Source organism: Marinobacter sediminicola (assembly GCF_031157525.1).
GTDB lineage: Bacteria > Pseudomonadota > Gammaproteobacteria > Pseudomonadales > Oleiphilaceae > Marinobacter > Marinobacter sediminicola.
Genome location: NZ_JAVIXR010000007.1, coordinates 92,819 through 114,411, shown reverse-complemented (window position 1 = coordinate 114,411; position 21,593 = coordinate 92,819). Strand labels below are relative to the sequence as shown.

The window sequence follows — 21,593 nt, the reverse complement described above, 5'->3', positions numbered from 1 at the left end:
CTCAGACACTAGGGTATAATCGCGCCCTTGATTTCATCCGGCTAGCGCCCGGATCCAAACGGAGACCCCATGAACACCGACGACTATGCTCTCCGCTTTGGCGGCATTGAACGCCTTTACGGGCGCCGCGCCCTGCACGCCTTCCGCGATGCCCACGTTGCAGTAATCGGCTTGGGCGGAGTGGGTTCCTGGGCGGCGGAGGCATTAGCCCGCAGTGGCGTTGGCACTATTACACTGGTCGACATGGATGATATCTGTGTGTCCAACACCAACCGCCAGCTCCATGCTCTGGAAGGCCAGTACGGGCGCACAAAAACCGATGCCATGGCGGATCGGCTGAAAGCCATCAATCCCCATGCCGATATCCGTGTTCACTTTGGCTTTCTCACTCTGAAAAACCTGGCCGAGCTGATCACCCCAGACATGACAGCGGTGGTAGACGCCATAGACAGCGTGAAACCCAAGGCGGCCCTGATTGCCCACTGCCAACGGGGCAAGATCCCCATCGTCTGCGCCGGAGGCGCGGGTGGCCAAACAGATCCCACTAAAATTCTGGTGGCAGACCTCAGCAAAACCACACAGGATCCGTTACTGGCGAAGGTTCGTAATCTCCTGCGCCGGGAATACGGTTTTTCTCGTAATCCAAAGCGGCGATTTGGGATCGAGGCCGTATACTCAACTGAACAACTCACATATCCTGCCGGAGATGGCGAAATTTGCCTGCAAAAGCCTGCAACCTCGGGCCCCACACGGCTAGACTGCGCCACCGGCTTTGGCGCCGCCTGCCCTGTTACGGCCAGCTTTGGCCTGTTTGCAGCTTCCCGGCTGTTAAATCGCATTGCAAAACGCGCTAACCAATAATCACACGGGTTCCAGATCTTTATGCCAGCCAGCACAGTCCTGATTCTTGCCATCATTGGTATTCTTTCACTGTCGTTTCAATGGCTTGCCTGGCGTGTGCGCGTGCCTGCCATTCTTTTTCTGCTTGCCGGCGGTATTCTGGTGGGCCCGGTACTGGGTTTTCTGAAGCCCGACGAAGTATTCGGTGACCTGCTATTTCCCATGGTCTCATTGGCGGTTGCCATCATTCTGTTCGAAGGCAGCCTGACTCTGCGCTTTGATGAGATTCGCGGGCACAGCAAAATGACCCGCAATCTCATATTCGTTGGTTCTGTTGTTACCGGGATTATTGCCACTCTGGCTGCACGCTGGGTATTGGAGATTTCATGGGCTGTTGCCATGCTTTTTGGTGGAATTTCTGTTGTCACAGGGCCAACCGTGATCGCGCCCCTGCTTCGCTCTGTGCGCCCGAGCGCCAAGCTGGCCAATATCCTGCGCTGGGAAGGCATCATTATCGACCCTGTAGGTGCCCTGTTAGCAGTTCTGGTATTCGAGGGCATAGTGTCATGGGGTCAGGGGAACGTGTTCGGCCATTCCCTGTATATCTTCGGTAAAACCCTGGTCATCGGCTTCACCACTGGTGCTCTGGCGGGTTATCTGAATGGCTTGGTGCTGCGCAAGCACCTGATGCCGCACTACTTGCACAACGCCGCAACACTCACCTTTATGCTGGGTGTCTACGCCTTCTCCAATGAAATGGCCCACGAATCCGGCCTGCTCACCGTTACGGTCATGGGCATCTGGATGGCCAATATGAAGCAGGTTTCTGTAGACAGTATTCTGGAGTTCAAGGAGTCCCTGAGCGTACTGCTGATTTCGGCTTTGTTTATCATCCTCGCCGCCCGGGTCGAGTTTGCTGCCATTGCGGATCTGGGCTGGGGATTGGCCGTGGTTCTCGCTGTTCTGATGCTGGTCGCCCGGCCACTCAGCGTATTTCTTTCGGCCATAGGCACTGATCTGAACTTGCGTGAAAAGCTGTTCTTAAGCTGGATTGCGCCAAGAGGCATTGTTGCGGCTGCTGTTTCTGCCCTGTTCGCCTTCCAGCTTCAAAACCTAGGCTACGAAAGCGCAGCCGCCCTTGTGCCCATGGTGTTCGTATTGATTATTGCCACTGTTACGCTGCAAAGCCTGACTGCACGGCCTATCGCCCGATTGCTCAAAGTCACCGAGCCGGCTGAGTATGGTTTTCTGATTTTAGGCGCTAACCCGGTGGCCCGTATGATTGGGCAAGCTCTCAAAAAACATGACGTTCCGGTAGCTTTGGCGGACACCAACTGGGAGAACGTGCGCCAGGCGCGGATGGACAACTTGAAGGTGTATTTCGGTAACCCGATTTCCGAGCATGCCTCAACTCACCTTGATCTCACTGGAATCGGCAACCTGCTGGTTATCTCTCCGTACAAACACATGAACTCGCTGGCCACCTACCACTTCCTCGATTGGTTCGGTGACACCAGCGTATTCAGCCTTTCGGAAGGCGACCAGGATCAGAAGGCTCGGCACCAGACCGCAGGGAAGATTCAGATGACTCGCGGCCTGTTCGACGACGTGAGCTACGCCAACCTTGCGAGCCTGGCGAGCCAGGGGTACACGGTAAAAACCACCCAGCTCAGCGAAGAGTTTGAATACAACGACTTTCTGGCGAAGTACCAGGGAGAGGCCTTGGTACTGTTTGTATTTGACAGCAAGAGCCGCATCAAACCAGTGCGCAGCATGGATGATCTGAAACCAGATGATGACTGGATCCTGATAAGCCTGGTGCCACCACAAGACCGCAAAGAACGGAAAAGCAGAGAAAGTAATGGGGAAGGAGCAGAGCCTTCGGCTATGGGTAAGGAGCCTTCGGTCATGGGCAAAGAGCCCTCGACCCCCGGGAAGGAGGCCTCAGCTTCAGAGGGCGACTCCTCAACAGAAAGCTCGTCCCCCAGAAGCTGAATTCAGCAAAAGTACTTCAGGGCTAGCTGCAATCCAGAACCAGCTTGCCCCGCACATGCCCACCCTCAAGTAGTTCGTGGGCTTGTGCCGCCTGATCCAGCTTAAAAGCCTTCTCAATGTGCACCTTCACATCACCGTCTTCAATCAGCTCGGCAATTTCATCAAGGTGAAACACATCCGGGCGCACGGTCATGCCGTAAGCCTTCAGCCCCTGGGCTTCGGCGGCGCTGATAACCTCATCGGCTGTCACCGTCGGAATAGTAACCAACACGCCGCTCTCCCCAAGTGTTCGCAGGGAGCGTTTGCCCGTCTCACCGCCAACCAGATCCAACACAACATCCAGCCCAAAGCATTCGTCAGCAAAATCTGTGGTGTTGTAGTCGATCACTTCGTGCACACCCAGCTCCGCAAGGAAATCACGATTGCCTGCAGAGGCCGTGGCAATAACGTGAGCCCCATGTGCAAGTGCAAACTGCACCGCCAAGTGCCCCACACCGCCAGCGCCTGCGTGCACAAGAATTTTCTGGCCTGGCGCAAGCTCTGCCACCTCAAACAGCGCCTGCCAGGCTGTGAGTGCCGCCAGCGGCAAGGCACCTGCGGTTACAAGATCAAGCTCCTCGGGCACAACGGCCAACTCGTCTGCCGTTGCCAGCGCATATTCCGAGTAGCCCCCACCATTCAATGGAAAGCCCACCAACCCCATAACCCGGTCGCCGGGTGCCAAGGTGGTTACGCCATCACCGATGGCAACAACTTCCCCAGCCACATCGTAGCCTGGAGTCCAGGGCAGCGAACTCTCTATCTGCTGGGCTACAAATCCGAAGCCTTTACGGGTTTTCCAGTCGATAGGATTCACCCCAGCGCCGTGAACACGAATTAGCACCTCACCTTGATGTGGCGATGGAATCTCTGAGCTGACAACGTCCAGAACATCACGCTCACCAAATTGGTGGTAGACCACCTTTTTCATGGACGATTCAGAATGCTGATCAATGGGGGTATCCATGGGTATCTCCGCAAAGGGTGCCGATAGTGATTGATTTGGATGGGGCGTTTTATTCTCTTTTCAGACTACCAGAAGTTGACAGTAATAGTGACTGGCCACCAACTTACAAACCTTTCCCGCCGTCTACACTGGCGGCTTTCAAGATGTCGGCAAATTCTTTCGGTGCCCGAGAGGGACGCTGGGTTTTCAGATCCACGCAGGCGTGAGTCGACATTGCCCGCACCAGAGTTCTCCCATCGGCTGGTCGCACCAGCTGGAACTGCCGTGCAGAACGAAAACGGCCGTCGAAGCCGGTAAGCCAAGTGCCCAAAATCAGCCGATCACCCGGGTTGGCAGATGCAAGATAATCGATCTCTGTACGGGTGATTGCCATAGCTTTGCCAGTGGCTTCATGTAGTTCCCAGGTCATACCGAGACTCTTGATGTGCGCCCAGCTGACGTCTTCGAGCCAGCGCACATAGACCACATTGTTGGCGTGTCCCAACTCGTCGGTATCCTCCTCAACCACCTGGATCTCAAGGGTATAGGGGTCAGGAAGATCCCATTGTATTGGCTTCTGTTCGGTCATTACCGCTCTCCAAGGCCCGGAACATCCTGCAACGGCAAACGCCCGATGCGATCATTGTGCAATGAGCCAAAATACAGGTAATCGCCGTGGGGGTTAACCGACGTAATTTCCTGCAAATGTTTGCCCTCGGTGTCGTGCAGACTGGTGATGACCTCTCCTTCCCCATTAAACGCTACCACCAGACCATATTCCTGAGGTGCAGGCTGAAAGCTCTGCGGCAGTTTTGCAACCAGTTCTTTGAGCCAGGGTTTGGGGTGTAACTTATCAATATTGGCATTCCGGAGTGTAGGAAAGGCTACCCAGAACCTACCCTGGTCATCCACCGCAAGATTGTCGGGAAAGCCTGGCAGGTTTTCTGCAAAAATCTCTGCCTGGCCAGCTTTCGGGCCATTTATCCAGTATTTATGAATGCGATATTTCCAGGTTTCATTCACCAGCAGGTAATCGCCATCCGGTGCCACCGCAACGCCGTTGGCAAAATGCAGGTCTCTCAGCAAAACCTCGGTTGCACCGGTTTCCGGGGTATACCGCAAAAGCCGACCATGGGGGCGCATTTCAAAAAGATCGAGAAGGTAGTCATGCTGGTAGAAACGGGAACTGGCATCGGAGAAATAGATGCGCCCATCAGAAGCGATATCCAGATCATCTGTAAACCGGAAGGGTACTCCCTCAGCCTCCGTGCTCAACACCGTAATCTCGCCGTCAGGCGTCACGGACAGCAGGCCCTTCCATGCATCCGCGACAATCAAGTTGCCACTCTGATCAAACACCATGCCCAAGGGGCGGCCTCCGGTAGACAACCAGTTTTCAACCCGACCATCGGGAAACACCCTCACAATGTAACCGTCTTGGGTGCCGGCAAAAACCACACCTTCGGAGCTAACGGCTGTGTCTTCCGGGCCATAAACCTGGCCCTTTGCCAACAATTTCGCCTGCCGTAGATGCTCATTCGGGGTAAGCAAGCCCGTCATGGATTCCGGGGCTGGCGGCTGCCAGGCTTTGGCATCAATAGGGGATGGCGCCATAAAAAGGCCACCCAGAAGAATAAACAAAACCACTAACCCACCCATCAACCACTTCATACGCTCAACCTGTGTTTGTTGTTTTTTTTAAAGGCTTAAACGGCACCCTTCCCCGTCAAAAACTGCTGACACAACGCCACGAAGGTGTCAGTCTTTTCCGCATGCAGCCAGTGCCCGGTGCCATCAATCACCTCCAGCTGCGCCTCAGGGAACAGCCGGTAGATTTCCTCACGATGTTTTTCCTGAATATAGGCCGAATCAGCGCCTTTCAAAAACAAAACCGGGCCTTTATAGGGCGTATCGCCTTCTGGTGCGGCAGCCAGATTGGCATAGCAGGCATCAATCGCTTCCAGGTTCAGGCGCCACCGATATACAGATCCGTCTTTTGGCTGGTCCTCGTTCGGAATACGTTCCAGATTCATCAGCAAAAACTGCCGGACACCTGGTGTCTCAACAAACTCAGCCAGTTGTTTATCGGCATCGCGGCGGGAACGTACGCTTGCAAGATCGACTCGCATCATGCCCTCAAGAATCGCATCGTGCCCGGCTTTGTAGGCAACCGGAGCGATGTCGGCAACGATCAGCTTTTCCACCCGCTCTGGTGCTTGCAAAGCAACCTGCATGGCAACCTTGCCCCCCATGGAATGTCCCAGCAGGCAGGCTTTGTCGAGCCCCTGCTCATCCATGTACGCTATGACATCCCCCGCCATGGAAGGGTAGTCCATGGTGTCGGCATGGAAAGAACTGCCGTGGTTGCGCAAATCCAGACCATGAACCTGCCAGTCTGTATGGAACTTACGGGCTATAGCGCCCAGATTTTCCAGCGCGCCAAAAACGCCATGCATCAGAATAAGTGGGGCACCTTCTCCGGTAATTCGATGGTTCAGTATTACACTCATGGGCAGGCAGTCTCCGTCAGGTATCACAATGTTCAGATGCGGATACATTAACACTGCCAGTCAGGCGAGCAAGGGGAAGGATTGTCGGCGAAGCTTTCCTGGGGGCAGAAAAAAACCGGGCAGTGCCCGGTTATTAATGTCATAAGCTGATTTAGTGAGCAATTAGCAGTAGTACATCTCGCCAAGATATTCTGCCAGCGCTGCTACGTTTTTGCGCTCAAACTCTGTACTGGGTACAAAAATGACTGGTTTCATAAAACATCTCCTTGATGAGTTATCCATTACTTCAACCTGTGACTTAAATGCTATCGTTACAAGAGACAAAATGCGTTGACAGACTGTTCCAATCACTTGACATTTTGTAACAACCCCAATAGCAACTCGTTAATGAGCCAGTAAATGTGACCCAAACGCCTATCAGCACCACAACACCCTTTGTTGCTGCATCCAGTACGCTGGCGCTGGCTCACTATCTGAACCGCCAAGGTGTGCTGAACAGGCAACGGGTTGAACAGATTCTTGATATGGACCTGTCAGCACTCAGGGAGCCCGACAGGCGTGTACCCGCGCAGGCACACTATCGTCTTTGGGATCATGCCGAGCGAGTCACCGGCGACCCCGCCGTGGGCCTGAAAGCCGGCCAGATTATTGACCCCGAACGTATGGGGCTGGTGGGGCATGTGTTCTTCAACTGCGACACCTTGGGCGAAGCGGTCACCCAATACGTGCGCCTGCACAGACTCATTAATGAATCCGTGATACTAAGCTTTGAGCAGGTTGGCGACCTGGTCATTCTGACCTGGCAAGCGGACTCGCCGGAACACTACTGTCGCCAGGATATGGACCGGACAATAGCCGCTGCCTTGTCCCGGGGCCGGTATTTTATCTATTCCGGGCTGACTGTCGAGTGGGCAGAAATTGCTCACCCTCGTCCGGACTACGCCGATAAATATGAGACTCTTCTGGGCGGGCCCGTGGTATTCGGAGCCGCGGTGACCCGGCTGGCCATCCACAGTCGCCACATGAGCCACCCGATACCCCACCGCAATCCCTATGTGTATTCAGCCGTCCTGAAACAGGTCAACGGTCTGTTGGCGCGCCTGCAAACCCGGCGCTCTTTCAGTCGCAAAATACGCAAACTGATATCGCGCCAGATGTCGACGGAAAAGATTGATGCAGATACTCTGGCACGGCAGTTCCACATGAGTCGCCAAACCCTGTACCGGAGGCTGAAAAAGGAAGGTTACAGTTTTCATGAACTTGTAGAGCATGTGCGCAAAGACAAGGCTCTGCGCTACGTTGCGTCTGACCAGTTCGCTCTGGGTGAAATCGCCTTTTTGCTCGGGTTCTCCGAACTCAGTGCGTTCAGCCGCGCGTTCAAGCGCTGGACCGGCATGGCCCCAGCCCAATACCGCGAGCAGCACCTTACTCCAAAAGCGGATGAATGATGCTTGATACCTCATTAGTGGCCCTTGCTGTCAGCCTGCTCTATCTGGGCTCGGCGGCCTGTATTTATCGAATTCTGCTCACCTACCGCACCACTCAGGGCGCCATCGCCTGGATCATTGGTCTGCTAGGCCTGCCCTATATTGCAGTGCCACTTTTCCTGGTCTTGGGACGTTCGCGATTCGGCGGGTACGTTAAAGCGCGGCGGATGGGAGACAAGTCCCTCACGGCCCTGCTCAAACGCTTTGAACAGCACACCACATCTCTCTCCATGCTGGAGCAACAGCATCTTGATGAGCAGCTCCAGGTTCTTTGCAGGCTCGGGCGGCAGCCGTTCACCGAGGGCAACAAATGCACGCTACTCAAGGATGGCGAAGCGACGTTTGAGGCGCTGATTTCGGCGATGGAGAGCGCCACTTCCTATATTCTTCTGGAATTCTATATTGTTCGCTCAGACAAGATTGGCCAACGCATCAAAACGACCCTTGAAAAAAAGCTTTCAGAGGGAGTGCAGGTGTGGTTTCTCTATGACGACGTTGGCAGCTTCGGCCTGTCCCGCCGCTATCTGAAAGAACTGGCAAAAGCCGGCGCCAAGGTGGCTTCGTTCGGCGACGGAAACATCCGGCGCCGGCGGTTTCAGATCAATTTCCGCAATCATCGAAAACTGCTGGTCTGCGATGGAAGAATCGGTTTTGTCGGGGGCATCAACCTCGGCGATGAGTATATGGGCACTGCACTGGGCGAGGAGTTCTGGCGAGATACCCACTGCAGGATAGAAGGCCCCGCCGTGACCGGGTTGCAGCTTGCCTGGCTGGAAGACTGGAACTGGGCAAGCAATGAATTCCCCGACCTGGACTGGACTCCCAAGGAAACACTGCCTGGCAATGAACAGGTGCTGGTACTCCCCACTGGCCCGGCGGATACCTGGGAAACCTGCACACTGTTTTTCCTGAGCTGTATCAACAATGCCCGCTCCCGCATCTGGATCGCCTCCCCTTATTTTGTTCCAGATGTTCAGGTTGTGAACGCGCTGCAGCTCGCTGCCCTCCGGGGGGTGGACGTACGAATCATAATTCCGGAAAAATCAGACAGCCGACTGGTTGGATTGGCAGCCTATTCCTATTTGATTCAAGCCAACCAGGCTGGCATTGGTATTTATCGTTACCAGCCCGGCTTTATGCATCAGAAGGTTGTCCTCGTGGATGATCACTATGCCGCTGTGGGCACGGCAAATCTGGACAACCGCTCTATGCGCCTGAACTTCGAGATAATGGCTATCAACACCTCAGAAGCCTTTGTTTCCGATGTAGCTACCATGCTCACCGAGGACCTTTCCTATTGCCGAAAAATGACAAAAGAGGATTATCAGGATCGCTCCATTGCCTTCCGGCTGACGTGCCGTGCCGTTCGGCTTCTGGCGCCTTTGCTCTAGCTTGGCCTGGCCTCAAATCACAGGAACACTGGCTCCGCTATGGATGAATATGCGATTATCCCCAATATTCATTCACTTAAGCCCAGCGAACACCACCCATGAAGTCCTTCCAGCCCAAGGTAACGCTGACCGAGCAGGTCGCCCGTCACATCGAAAACCTGATTGTTTTCGGCCAGCTTAGCTCCGGCGAGCGCATTTACGAGGCTGCCATGGCCAAAAGTATGGAAGTCAGCCACGGCTCTATCCGGGAAGGTCTGTTACTTCTCGAAAAGCGTCACTTGGTAAAGAACGTGCCGCGCAAGGGCGCTTTTGTGACGGAGCTGGATGATTATTTTGTGCGCAGCCTTTACGAAACACTGAAGCTGTACCTGACCCATACCGGTCAAAAACTCGCCCGCCAGTGGCAACCAAAAGACATTGAGCGGTTAGAGCAGCTGTATCAACAAATGGAAGCTCATTTTCATAACAATGACTTGATGGCTTTTCTGGATTTGGGCATTGAGTATACCCAAGCGTCTCTCGCCTACGCTGACAACTATTTTATCGTTGCGGCAATTGAAGACCTATGGCCTTCGGCAAGACGTTGCGCCTTCGCGGCCTTCAAAAGTGGCGGAAGTCGCCTCCTGGAAGACAACTTGGAGCACATGCGGGAATCGATCAGCGCACTCAAGGACAGAGACGAAGAGAGGCTGGCCGCCATCCTCCACCAATATGCTAACCAGCAGTGTCAGCAAGTGCGGGAGGCGACAGCCACCACCGATGGCCCAGGCAAAAAGATCTAATAAAAAAGCTGCGTGAACGAAAATCCAATGTTCAGATAAACCGTCCAGTTATCCTGGTTGCTATAGGCTGTTGCAAGCTGCACGGGGCCAAGAAATGTATCGAGCCCGGCAAATGCACTCCATGATCTCACCGAGCTCGCCCAACTGGCATCACTGAGCGATTCCCAGGCATTTCCCGTCTCAAACCCCATGCCGGCAAACCATGGGGTAATAGGCCCACCGAACGACTGGCTGGCATAAACAGACCCCATGGCCGCACTGTCGCCCGTAATCTGACCGGGCGCATAGGCAGACAAACGCCGAAACCCTCCAAGACGAATCGCATTTTCAATCCCGGGTTCCCCGCGAGTGACTGTATGTGCGTAAAGCAGTCCTGTGAGGGTAAAGCTATTCCAGCTGTCAGTGCCAAGTACCATTCCGGTCACCGAATCGAAGTGCCTGTCAGATCCAAGGCTTTCACGCTCCACACGGCCACGAATACCCGCAAACGCTCCATTTTGGGGGAAGAAGGCATCATCAAGGGAGTCGTGTACCAATTGCAGGCTAAGGTTGCCTTGGTGAACTGCGTCTTCGGGCGCCGTTGTGGTGCCAAGCTGCTGATCTACGGTGGCATACCCTCGGGCATACTCAAACCGGATTTCGGCGTTGCCGCCTAATTCCATACCCAAACCGAGATCTACCTGACTAAACGCCACATCCAATTCAGCAACCCGCTCACCTTCGGAGCCATAAATTCCAAAGGTGTCCTGATAGTACTCCACTCCTGCCACCAGAAACCGCTCATACCCATAATCAATCGGCTGGTACCACTGAGTTCGAATAAAGGGCTCAGTACCGAGCTGCACCCCCGTTTGCCACTCGGCGCCCAACACGTTCAGTTCGGTTACACGTAAGGAGGACGCAAGATTGAAATGAGTGTCGCCGTCAAAATTGTCTTCATAACTAAGGCCAAACGACAAATAGTTGGGCCCCCAGCTTTTTTCCTGAACCTCTATAAGAAGCAAAATTCCATCCGGAGATGGCGTCTGGGAATAGGACACAATTTCGTAGTACCCAAGCCCATAGATACGTTTCAGGTCTGCTTCCAGCGCTTCTACATCCAGCGGCTCACCAATGGGCTGCCGTATCCGCTCTCGAAGAAACTCGCGGCCCAGGCGACGCTCATGCCTCACCTCAATTCCGGCAACGATATGTTTCCCATGGGTGGCAGAGGCCATGTGTAATGCGTATAACTGCCACGCTTCGTCTGATACGGCCAGGTGGTTCAACTCAACTGCGTTCATTCGGGCAGCGCTGGCGCCTAATTCGAACAAAACCGGGGCGTTTTCAAAATCTGCAGCACCGTGGCCTTCCAGATCCGGACGGATGAGAATATCTTTCTCATCAAGCATACCCAATTGTTCGTCGGTGTTTCGCCGGGTCATGATCGTTGTCAGTTGACCAAATATAGAGAATGCCTCCCGAAGTTCATCTGGCCCCAACAAGGCATCGGTAATATCAACCGCAATGATCAGGTCTGCACCCATATCGCGAGCGACACTGACAGGAAGGTTGGCAGCAATGCCTCCATCAACCAACAAGCGGTCGCCTAACCTGACGGGTGCATAAACACCGGGAATGCTCATACTGGCACGGATGGCTGTAGCAAGATTCCCACTGCCAAGCACCACCATTTCACCGGTTTCAAGATCAGTCGCAACAGCGCGAAAGGGAATAGGTAATCGATCGAAATCTTCTACCAGCGAAACACTGTTTGTCAGTTCGTTGAGGATAAACCCCAGATTCTGACCGGCAATGATGCCGGCCCCCACATGCAGGCCATCAAGGCTAACTCCGAGGCCCGGCGCTAGCGGGTATTTCCAGTCGGCCTGTTTCCGGCGAACAGGCTTGTAAACCCTGCCAGGGTCATCCCGGAAGCTCGACAACCAGTCCATCTCAAGAAAGCGGTGCTCAATCTCGGAAACTGGCATGCCAGAGGCATAGAGGGCGCCGACAGCAGAACCCGCGCTGGTTCCCACCACCATGTCCACGGGTATCTTCATTTCCTCCAGCACCCGAAGCACGCCTACATGGGCCATGCCTTTGGCGCCACCGCCGCTTAGCACCAGTCCTATTCGGGGGCGCTCAGCCGCAGTATCACTGGCCGCTGCAGCGAGCGATATGGGCGACACCAAAATCAACCAGGTCAGCGCTAATAATGAGAGCGGCTTCAAAACCGGGCAAGTTCCGTGCGTCTTATGTTCACTTCTTGGGCTCATCGTCTACCAACGAAAGGTGAGACACGTCGGGCACCATCGGTGGAGGGAGATCCCTTTCAACACCTATGTCACTCCCCGGGGGCGCCAGCGTCCAGTCATCAAGATGCTGAAACATGGGTGGTTCTACTTCATCTGGCTCCACCAGCGTTACCCCGACAGGATCGAGCCCCAAGGCTGATCCCGCAAGAATGTCATCAACCTTGTCTCCTGCTACCGGCAAACGGTCACCGGCCTCAACAGCGGGTACCACCGAATGGGGAACTGCTTTAGCGGGGGCTGGTTGGGGCTTGGGAGTGGGTGCAGACGCCGGTGCCGATCTTGCCTGTGTCTGGGCCTCAGGCATGGACTGAACATAAGCAATCATGCCGTGCTTGAGCAACACCTGGCGATACTTTTCGGCCTGATCTTCATCAAGTTTATTGCGGATCACTACAGGGCTGCCGCTGAACATGCGTTCTATCTGCTCAACACTGGCTTTAAAAAGCGTGCGGGCATTGTTCCGCGCTGTTGTCATTTCGGTGCCAGAGGCACACTCGCCCTTGAACACGAGCTGAAACATGGGCAACTCTCCTGCTGTCGATTTTCGTTCCATCATAGTTGATAGCGCACTGTCAGGGGAGCCCCTGTTCCCGGAACATGCTGTCTAAATGTATGCAAACTGCAAACAATTGAAAAAGGTAGGCTCAACCCCGCGTAATAGACGACAGTATTTGCAATAATCAATCTTAACCAAACATTACATTTCGTTACACGCTATCCGGAAGCTATGCCGGGGGAGCTGCCACCATGACTATTCAACACCTGATCCGTTCGGCAGCTGCTGCAACTTTACTCAGCACGCCCTTAGCCCAAGCGGAGAATCTGGACATTGTTATGAGCCAGGTATTCCCTCGGGATCAGGCAACTTACATCGGTTTTGAAAGCATTGAGCGTGAAGATGTCCCGGCCACCTCTGCCATCGATCGCAAGTATCTTGTGGTCGACTTTCGTCTTGCGGCAAGCCAACCAGCAGCAGAACATCTCCAGGCCAGCGTTCACAAAGTCTGTATGGCTTTGCTGAAAGACCGCGAGTTGGTTCGCAGCCTTTCAGACTCCGGCTATGACATGGTCTCTGTAGCCTTTGATCGCCGCTCCCAGTTCGACTGCCTGTAAACCTGCTTAGTCTTCCCGGCCAAGCAGTTTCGGGAAGGCATCAAGCGCACTGTTAACAGCATCCAGGTTGAACGCCTCTACATCGGCCATCAACTTCTCGCCGTAGCGTGTAACAGACCGTGAACGGTAACGCTGGCCCCACTCCAATACCCGGCGAGCAAAATCGTTCATTTCTTCAGGGTCTCCGCTTTCCCGCACGGCCTCCCACTCATCACCGAAATCGGCAGTCAACTGTTCTTTAAGCCAACCCCGCTCCTGAATACTCAGCGTTTGTGCTAACAGCCTTTCAGATTCCTTGGTTTCGCCTTCGTCCTCGGCTTGATCTCCAGTCGCTTGAACGTCAGGCAGCGTGAGCGTAAAAACAGAACCACTCCCCGGCTCGCTCTCTACACTCAACTCACCGCCCATCATCTGAGCCAGCTTACGGCTGATGGCAAGCCCGAGCCCGGTGCCTCCATAGCGGCGCGTGTTCTGTCCCTCCTGCTGCTCAAAAGCGTCGAAAATACGTTCAAGCTGATCGGGCGGAATGCCGATGCCCGAATCTTTCACCTTGATCGTGAGCCGATAACTTTGTTGCTCAGGTGTTTCTCCAGCTTTGTCCTTTACTGGTTTGACGGTCGCCCTTACAGCGACACCGCCCTCATGGGTAAATTTGATAGCGTTGCCCACAAGATTAAACAGCACCTGCCGGAAACGGGTTTCATCCAGCATCATGGCGACTGGCATGTCAGAACCTACGCTAACCTCGAGCGTGATTCCTTGCTCCCGTGCACGAAGATCAAAAATGTGCCGAACATCATCTAGCAACCGGCGCACGGAAACGGGGGTATAATCCAGGCGCATTTTGCCAGCTTCAATGCGGGACAGATCAAGAATATCGTTGATCAGCATCAGCAAACTGCGACTGCCTGCCCGGATGGCATCCAGATAGTTGCGCTGCTGAGGGTCCGTAACCGTGTTACTGAGCAGATCGCTGTAGCCGATCACCGCATTCATGGGCGTCCGGATTTCATGGGACATATTGGCCAGAAACTCGCTCTTGGTTCGGCTGGCAGCCTCTGCTTTCCGGGCCAGACGTTCCGCCTCCAGCTTGGCGGCTCGCAGCTCATCTTCACTTCGGCGCAGGGCATTTTCTGAACGAATCCGCTCATCCACCTCACGGGAAAGCTTGCGGTTCCAGTAAAGAAAGATCAACACAACAACAATAGCGAGCAGAACAACCCGGCGAACGACGGTGTAATCGGTTTCCTGCTCAATATCCAGATGGATCCAGCGATTGTAGATAGCCTCGGTTTCAGCTGGTTTGAGACTGCCCAGTGCCTTGTTCAGGATTCGGTGAAGCTCCGGGCTGTCCTTTCGTACCGCTAGCCGGAGATCGTACTGATAGGGCGTGATACTGGTAATTCGGAGATTCGAAAGCCCCAGTCTGGCAACGGTATAGCTGACCGCCGGAATATGGGTCACCATTACATCAAGATCACCATTGGACAGCGCAAGCAGCCCGGCTTCTATCGTTGCCGTCGGATAGAGGTCGAGGTTTGGATGGTTGATAAGTAGATAGTCGTGAGCGGCATGGCGGTTGACTACGCCCACACGCTCTGTGCGTAACTCCCTCAGGTCTCCAATAAAACGACCGTCATCCCGGATTGCCAGGGCAATCGGAACATTCACATAAGCCCGGGTAAACAGGAACGACTCTTCTGTTCTCGGGGTGCGCGAAAGACCGGGAAGAATGTCCACCTCTCCAGACATCAGGGCGTGTTCTGCGACCACGCGGTCTTCCAGAATTTTTCGTTCAAACCGAGCGCCCAACTGGTTTTCCAACCGCGCGACAAGGTCCGGCACCAATCCTGTGGCGCGGCCGTCCTGCGCGTATTCAAAAGGGGGCCAGTCTGAACGGAAAGCGATCTTGAGGTCAGGGTGGCGCTTGAGCCAATCGACGTCTGAACCGGAGAGTTCCACACCGTTCTGCTCCAGCTCGGTAAGATCCACCTGCAACCAGGACTGCCGGATAACACGGTGTTCGTTGTGGCTTATGGCTTCGACGGACTTATCCAGAACCTGGAACAAAGGCGCATTGTTTACTTCCACCTGAAACACCACGTCGACCGATTTCTGATCGAGCAATACCGACAAGCCAATGCCATTAATCATGGCTGACTGCAGGTAGTCCGAAACCACTGGAATTGGCCCCAAAAAAGCATCGGCCTGGCCGGACAACACGTGGCTGACAGCTTCACCCAAGCTCTGAATGGGCACAGGCGTAAACTCTTCAACGGAGTCCAGCATGCTGTATTGGTTAGGGTCGCCTTCCACAACCGCTATGCGACCACCTTCAAGGTCTGCCAGCGAACGGATGGCCGCATCGCCTGCGCTCACAAACAAACCATAGGTAAGCGTCATCAGCGGGCTGGTAAAGCGCTTGCCCTCAGGCACAGGTGAGCCAGGGATTCTGGTGGTCAACAGCGCATCAATTTTGGGCACATTGAGCAGCGGTCCGGCATTGGTGCCGCCCATCACAACAGGTTCAATCGGCAGACCCAGTTTGCTGGATAACCGGGCAAGATAGTCAATGTAGGTGCCGGCAAGCTCGCCGTTTCCGGTATCAAACACCAGAGGCACCTGATCAGCGCGCACACCGATACTGAGCCTGTCCTGCTCGCTGACCCAGGTCAGATCTTTGCTGCCCAGCACCGGGGCTGGTGAAGCTTGGGGAGGGTCTGCCAGTGCTGACGGCTGAAAAACCAGCAACAACAGGTAAATCGAAAACAGAAGGGAGGCCTTCACTGGATATCCTAAAAGGTTGCGCTGCATTAGCCGATTCTGATGCAATTCCGGCCGCTGTCCTTGGCAAGGTAAAGCGCCTTGTCAGCTCTGTCAAAAACGGTTTCTTCAGTATCATCAGGACCAAAGCCTGCAATTCCGCCAGAGAAAGTAATCATCACCGGATCCCCACCAAAATGAAACGGCAAGGCGCTGACGTGGACGCGAAGCTTGTCTAAGACGACTTGAGCATTTTCAGGGAGGGTTTCCGGAAACAGCAAGACAAACTCTTCACCGCCAAAACGGGCGACGAAATCCGTTTTGCGCAGCCGGTGTTTAATTTCCTTGGCCACAAGCTGCAACACCCTGTCCCCTGCCTTGTGCCCGTATGAATCGTTCACACGTTTAAACAGATCAACATCCAGAACACCCACTGTCAGTGGATACTGGTAGCGCTTCCAGCGGTTGAATTCAAAAGAAAGGCGTTCTTGCCAAGCCTCACGATTGGGCAGCTGTGTAAGCAAATCTGTCACAGCTCGCTCACGCTCCTTGCGCATCTGCCCACGCATCTGTTCAGAGTGTGTTTCCATGACAACCATTTTCTCTTTCATGGCCATCAGTTGCTCGGAAAGCATTTTTTCCCGTTCTGTTTCCTCAACGCGGAAACGACCGACCGCTTGACCAATAGACTCCAGATGGCTGCTGACCGACTGCTTCAACTCCTGAAGGTCACCACTTGCTTTGATCTGCTGGCCAACCTGCTCAATTTCATTTCGGATGCTACGATCCAGTTTTTCAGCTGCAGCTTCGCGGCCCGACTGGGCCGACGACTGCACCGAAAAATGCTCCTGCAGCACCGCCAGGCGTTCATCAAGACGCTTGAGGAATGCCTCAAACTCCCTCTGGCTTCGGGTTACAGCGGCAACAATTAGATCTGCCACCTGATTCAGACCTTCTCGCAACTCGTCCCAATCATCACTGGCGAGAAGTGCCCTTTGCAGGTTTCGCGCGCGCGCCTCGGCATCAGGCTCAAGGGAAACCTGGTTGAGCAACTGCCCAAGGAGGTGTCCGACACGCCGGGCAATCCGCAGGCGCTGGCTCTGATCTTCAGCATCCACGACAGGCTCGGGCTGATCGGCTTCACCCACACCTTCATCGGTAGGTTCAGCGACTAATGACGGTGCCACACAAGGAGGTTGCTGGACACTCCTGGCCTCAGAGATTGCGGCATCGTCGAGCAGAGCAATCTGGCGATCTATCTGTTCTTGCAGTTGCCGCCAGCTTTCCACATCCACTCGGTTCTTGCGTAGATCAGACCGTATTTGATCCAGCAGGCGATCCAACTCTGGCGTCTGGCCCGCGGATGCGAGACTCGTACGCACTAACATACGCTCCAGCACATTGCGCTCGGTTTTCCACTGCACTTCCCGCTGCTCGGCTGTCTCAAGCTCCTGGAAGTACTTTGTTTTCCAGATTTGATCCGATGACATCAAGTGTTTCCTTCCTGTCCGGCGTTCTGGTCGTCGTGGCCCCGGGGACTACGTCGGTGCGCTCTTGGATGACTTTGGTCATAAACCCGAGCCAAATGCTGGAAATCCAAATGAGTATAGACCTGAGTTGTGGCTATGTCCGCATGGCCCAACAATTCTTGTACCGCACGCAAATCACCACTGGATTCCAGCATATGGCTGGCAAACGAGTGCCTGAGCATGTGGGGATGGAGTTTCTGATCAGCCCCTTTTACCATGCCCCAACGACTCAGCCGAGCCTGAATACTGCGATGGCTGATTCGGTCACCCCGGCGGCTTACAAACAGGGCTGGTTCAGTCTCGGGAGCCAACCCAGCCCGGATGGGCAGCCACAGGGTTATGGCCTCCAGCGCTTTTCGACCAACAGGGAGCAACCGCGTTTTCCCACCCTTACCGACGACCCGTGCCTCGCCGCCTTGGCGGTCAACAGCATCAATATCCAGGCTGGCCAGCTCCGCAAGACGCAGGCCTGAAGAATACATCAGCTCGAACATGCACCTGTCGCGCACTTCCAGAGGATCATCCGGTGCTGCATCAAGAAGAGTGTTGACCTGATCTACGTCGGCCACGCGGGGCAGGCGCCGGCTGCTTTTCGGCGCCCGTATATCGAGTGCGGGGTTATCTTTGGCCAACCCTTCACGTAACAGGTATTGATAGAAACGTCTTACGGCTGACAGGTGGCGGGCAATGCTTCGGCCACTGAGCCCCTGGCGACTGAGGTTAGCAACGTAACGGCGAAGGTCATGACTATTAACGGCGCACCACTGAGCGCCGCCCTGCTCCACCAGCCAAACCGCAAAGCGATGCAGATCTCGCTGGTAACTGTCACACGTTCGGGGGGAATGGCGCTTCTCAGAGGCCATGTGTCGCAGGAAATCTGCCATGTGCCTGGCTAGCTCATCAGGTATTTGAACTGAACCAGGCAAAACGACCACTCTAGCGAGACTCCGTCGCAAGGTCGGCGACCGGAGCAGCAGTTGTGTGGCGACGAACCATCGGAGGCAATAGTCGGCTCAATGTGTCGCTGATGTAGCTGAGAAACAGAGAACCCATCTGCTCATCAAAATAACCGGGCTGACAACTACCGACCGCAAAAACGCCCACCAACTCTTCATGGCGCAAAGGCACCAGAGCAACGGACGCAATGGGTTCGTCGCGATCCGGAAACAGGAACTCCCGCTGGTTTTCACGGAATTGGCCGCAAACCGCTTTACTGCCCTCCAAAAGGTTACCGAGATGTTCCTGGGCTTCAGCCGGTGTAACAACGTGAAGTGCGCCCTGGGCACTGCCGGCCACCGCCGCATCAGTAAACAGAATCACGGAGGCTGCATCCAGCCCGAAGTCACCACGAATGCTGTCATCAATGGTAGAAGCCATATCCATAAGATTGCGGGCTTCGATTACTTGCATCAGCAACCGCTTGCTCTTTTCAAACAAACGGTCGTTATGACGGGCGATGGATACCAGTTCAACCAGCTCATGGCGAAGCGTGTCCCGCTGTTCGCGGAAAAGGTGCACCTGGCGCTCTACAAGCGAGATTGCCCGCCCACTGTCGTGGGGCAAGGTCAGGCTGCGCAGGAGTTCGTCCTGATCGACAAAAAAATCAGGATTGTCTTTCAGGTACTCAACCACCGCTTCCCGGGTGAGCTCACCGGCCTTCTGGTGGGCCGTTTGGTCTGTCATCGCGCTCTCCTGGCTATCAGATCCGTTGTTTGTGTGGGCGGCTGGGCCTTCTACGCCGGGCGCCACCTGGTTCACCGGGCAGTCTCAACTGCCCCTCAAATACACTTGTGGCGGGGCCTTCCATCATAACAGGCGACCCTTCGCCCTTCCATTCGATGACCAGCCGACCGCCACGAAGATCCACCTCTACGCGCTCATCAAGCAGACCGCGCAAGCGCCCTGCGACAACTGCAGCACCGGCACCGCTGCCACAAGCAAGGGTTTCGCCAGAACCGCGCTCGTATACCCGCAGGCGCACATGATTCCGACTGATGATCTGCAGGAACCCTATATTGCCGCGCTCGGGAAACTGCGAGTGACTTTCCAGTTGCGGCCCAAGGCGCTCCACTGGCGCCGTATCCACGTCCTCAACGACAATAACACCGTGGGGATTGCCCATGGAAACCGCGCTTAGTTCAACGGCTTCTGCCCCCACTTCCACCGTGTATACGTTCTTACGATTGTCAGCGGCGAAGGGAATAGCCTGGGGGTTCAGCTCAGGCACGCCCATGTTGACCATGACCATGCCGTCTTTAGCTGCTCGCAACTCAATTACGCCACCGGCTGTTTGCACACGGATGGTCTTCTTATTCGTCAGGCGCTGATCGCGCACAAACTTTGCGAAGCACCGGGCGCCATTGCCACACTGCTCAACCTCAGAGCCGTCGGCATTGAATATCCGATAACGGAAATCCACATCGGGCAATCCCGGTGGCTCCACAACCAGAAGTTGGTCAAAACCGACACCAAAGTTGCGGTCTGCCAGCTCCCGAATCATTTCCGGGCGCAGCCTGAATGGTTGGCTAATGGCGTCGACAACCATGAAGTCATTCCCCAGCCCATGCATTTTACTGAACCGGAGCAATGGCCCCTGATGTCGACGCTGCGAGTTCATATCCTGCCCATCACTCATTCAGGGAGGCAGTTTTCGGGCGCGAGCTGTTCTTCAATGGTTTCGCGGTGCCGAACAATGTGTACTTCATCACCATCAACCATCAATTCCGGCGGCCGGTTCCGAGTGTTGTAGTTTGAGCTCATCACAAAACCATAGGCTCCAGCAGAACGCACCGCCAAGAGATCTCCAGCCTTGAGCTGGAGCGGGCGATCTTTGCCCAGGAAGTCTCCGGTTTCGCACACTGGACCAACCAGATCCCAGATTTTCTCTTCTGCATCCTCGTGAGGCTGCACCGGAACAATCGCCTGCCAGGCGCTATATAGCGCAGGACGGATCAAATCGTTCATGGCTGCGTCGATAATCGCGAAGTTCCGATGTTCGGTGCACTTCAGAAACTCAACCCGGGTAATCAGTATGCCGGCATTGGCCGCAATAGAGCGGCCAGGCTCAAGAACGAGCGCCAGGTTGCGCTCACCGATACGCTGGTCCAGCGCCTTCACGTATTCAGCAGGTTGAGGCGGTGTTTCATCATTGTAAGTAACACCCAAGCCACCGCCCATATCCAGATGCCGAATATGAATACCGTTGTCTGCCAAAGCATCGATCAGCTCCAATACACGGTCCAGTGCATCCAGGAACGGCGTTACCGAGGTAAGCTGAGAACCAATGTGGCAATCCACACCTATAATTTCCAGGTTTGGCAAGGTTGCAGCACGGGCATAAACGGCCAGCGCTTCCGCGATATCAATACCAAACTTATTCTCTTTCAGACCGGTAGATATATATGGGTGTGTTCCTGCATCAACGTCCGGGTTCACCCGCAACGAGACAGGCGCCTTCACTCCCAGCTCGCCTGCTACGGCATTAAGTCGGTCGAGCTCAGTGTCAGACTCCACGTTAAAGCAACGAACGCCCGCTTCCAGAGCACGGCGCATTTCCCATTCCTGCTTGCCAACCCCGGAAAACACCACCTTGCCCGGGTCGCCGCCGGCACGCAAAACCCGCTCCAGCTCACCCGCAGACACTATGTCAAAACCGGCGCCCATGCGTGCCAAAACATTCAGCACGGCAATATTGCTATTGGCTTTAACGGCATAGCAAATGAGAAGTTCGCGCTCACTCAGGGCTTCATCATAGGCCCTGTAATGGCGTTCCAACGTAGCACGGGAATACACATAAGCTGGCGTACCAAAACGCTCAGCAATGGAGGAAACAGGTGCATCTTCGGCGTAAAGTTCGCCGTCACGGTAGTTGAAATAATCCATTTTATTCCTGATTCGTTTA

General features: G+C 54.7%; 18 protein-coding genes. 6 read left to right on the top strand and 12 right to left on the bottom strand.

Going from position 1 to position 21,593, the window contains the following annotated elements:
• Positions 1–69 precede the first annotated feature (69 nt).
• Together tcdA and RG807_RS11430 are read left to right on the top strand one after the other, a co-directional pair.
• On the top strand, positions 70–861 hold the full coding sequence (tcdA, locus tag RG807_RS11435; protein WP_309045000.1) for a tRNA cyclic N6-threonylcarbamoyladenosine(37) synthase TcdA: 792 nt from the start codon (positions 70–72) through the stop codon (positions 859–861).
• 21 nt (positions 862–882) lie between these two features.
• A complete protein-coding gene (locus RG807_RS11430) occupies positions 883–2,835 on the top strand; it encodes a cation:proton antiporter (protein ID WP_309044999.1) in 1,953 nt (650 codons plus the stop codon).
• 22 nt (positions 2,836–2,857) lie between these two features.
• Here the strand turns inward: RG807_RS11430 and RG807_RS11425 are convergent, their stop codons facing one another.
• The 4 genes from RG807_RS11425 to RG807_RS11410 all read right to left on the bottom strand — a co-directional run bounded on the left by RG807_RS11425 (position 2,858) and on the right by RG807_RS11410 (position 6,330).
• Positions 2,858–3,841: an NADP-dependent oxidoreductase gene (locus tag RG807_RS11425; RefSeq protein ID WP_309044998.1), complete on the bottom strand. Its 984-nt coding sequence runs from the start codon at positions 3,839–3,841 to the stop codon at positions 2,858–2,860.
• Between the two features lie 103 nt (positions 3,842–3,944).
• Positions 3,945–4,409, bottom strand: coding sequence for an acyl-CoA thioesterase (locus RG807_RS11420; RefSeq protein WP_309044997.1), 465 nt, complete (start codon positions 4,407–4,409; stop codon positions 3,945–3,947).
• A complete protein-coding gene (locus tag RG807_RS11415; RefSeq protein ID WP_309044996.1) occupies positions 4,409–5,491 on the bottom strand; it encodes an SMP-30/gluconolactonase/LRE family protein in 1,083 nt (360 codons plus the stop codon). The genes RG807_RS11420 and RG807_RS11415 overlap by 1 nt, the downstream gene beginning before the upstream one ends.
• Before the next feature lie 35 nt (positions 5,492–5,526).
• On the bottom strand, positions 5,527–6,330 hold the full coding sequence (locus tag RG807_RS11410) for an alpha/beta fold hydrolase (protein ID WP_309044995.1): 804 nt from the start codon (positions 6,328–6,330) through the stop codon (positions 5,527–5,529).
• A 401-nt stretch (positions 6,331–6,731) separates the two neighbouring features.
• Between RG807_RS11410 and RG807_RS11405 the strand changes: the two genes are divergently transcribed.
• The 3 genes from RG807_RS11405 to RG807_RS11395 all read left to right on the top strand — a co-directional run bounded on the left by RG807_RS11405 (position 6,732) and on the right by RG807_RS11395 (position 9,990).
• Positions 6,732–7,778 carry an AraC family transcriptional regulator gene (locus RG807_RS11405; RefSeq protein ID WP_309044994.1) on the top strand — a complete coding sequence of 349 codons (1,047 nt, stop codon included), beginning with the start codon at positions 6,732–6,734 and terminating at the stop codon, positions 7,776–7,778.
• Complete coding sequence (cls, locus tag RG807_RS11400; protein ID WP_298453182.1) at positions 7,778–9,208, top strand: cardiolipin synthase; 1,431 nt, start codon at positions 7,778–7,780, stop codon at positions 9,206–9,208. Before RG807_RS11405 ends, cls begins: the two co-directional genes overlap by 1 nt.
• Positions 9,209–9,306: 98 nt before the next feature.
• On the top strand, positions 9,307–9,990 hold the full coding sequence (locus tag RG807_RS11395) for a GntR family transcriptional regulator (protein WP_298452954.1): 684 nt from the start codon (positions 9,307–9,309) through the stop codon (positions 9,988–9,990).
• On the opposite strand, the gene RG807_RS11390 is transcribed toward RG807_RS11395, so the two are convergent.
• Together RG807_RS11390 and RG807_RS11385 are read right to left on the bottom strand one after the other, a co-directional pair.
• Complete coding sequence (locus tag RG807_RS11390; RefSeq protein WP_309044993.1) at positions 9,987–12,203, bottom strand: patatin-like phospholipase family protein; 2,217 nt, start codon at positions 12,201–12,203, stop codon at positions 9,987–9,989. The two genes, RG807_RS11395 and RG807_RS11390, sit on opposite strands and share 4 nt — an antisense overlap.
• Before the next feature lie 28 nt (positions 12,204–12,231).
• On the bottom strand, positions 12,232–12,807 hold the full coding sequence (locus RG807_RS11385; RefSeq protein WP_298452958.1) for a septum site-determining protein MinC: 576 nt from the start codon (positions 12,805–12,807) through the stop codon (positions 12,232–12,234).
• Between the two features lie 227 nt (positions 12,808–13,034).
• On the opposite strand from RG807_RS11385, the gene RG807_RS11380 reads away from it, so the two are divergent.
• Positions 13,035–13,400 carry a hypothetical protein gene (locus RG807_RS11380; protein ID WP_298452961.1) on the top strand — a complete coding sequence of 122 codons (366 nt, stop codon included), beginning with the start codon at positions 13,035–13,037 and terminating at the stop codon, positions 13,398–13,400.
• Positions 13,401–13,406: 6 nt separating this feature from the next.
• Here the strand turns inward: RG807_RS11380 and RG807_RS11375 are convergent, their stop codons facing one another.
• Genes RG807_RS11375 through lysA form a run of 6 tightly spaced genes read right to left on the bottom strand, consistent with a single transcriptional unit; the run spans position 13,407 to position 21,574 of the window.
• Entirely contained in the window at positions 13,407–16,214 is a 2,808-nt protein-coding gene (locus RG807_RS11375) for an ATP-binding protein (RefSeq protein ID WP_435404670.1), read from the bottom strand.
• Positions 16,214–17,653: a sensor domain-containing diguanylate cyclase gene (locus RG807_RS11370; RefSeq protein ID WP_309044991.1), complete on the bottom strand. Its 1,440-nt coding sequence runs from the start codon at positions 17,651–17,653 to the stop codon at positions 16,214–16,216. The genes RG807_RS11375 and RG807_RS11370 overlap by 1 nt, the downstream gene beginning before the upstream one ends.
• The gene (xerC, locus tag RG807_RS11365; protein WP_309044990.1) at positions 17,653–18,576 is read right to left on the bottom strand and encodes a tyrosine recombinase XerC; all 924 of its coding nucleotides are present in this window, start codon (positions 18,574–18,576) and stop codon (positions 17,653–17,655) included. Before xerC ends, RG807_RS11370 begins: the two co-directional genes overlap by 1 nt.
• Before the next feature lie 52 nt (positions 18,577–18,628).
• Complete coding sequence (locus RG807_RS11360) at positions 18,629–19,375, bottom strand: DUF484 family protein (protein ID WP_309044989.1); 747 nt, start codon at positions 19,373–19,375, stop codon at positions 18,629–18,631.
• Positions 19,376–19,391: 16 nt separating this feature from the next.
• Positions 19,392–20,309 (bottom strand): diaminopimelate epimerase, encoded by a 918-nt coding sequence (gene dapF / locus RG807_RS11355; RefSeq protein ID WP_309044988.1) that lies wholly within the window; start codon positions 20,307–20,309, stop codon positions 19,392–19,394.
• 14 nt (positions 20,310–20,323) lie between these two features.
• Entirely contained in the window at positions 20,324–21,574 is a 1,251-nt protein-coding gene (gene lysA, locus RG807_RS11350; protein WP_298452976.1) for a diaminopimelate decarboxylase, read from the bottom strand.
• Positions 21,575–21,593: the final 19 nt, after the last annotated feature.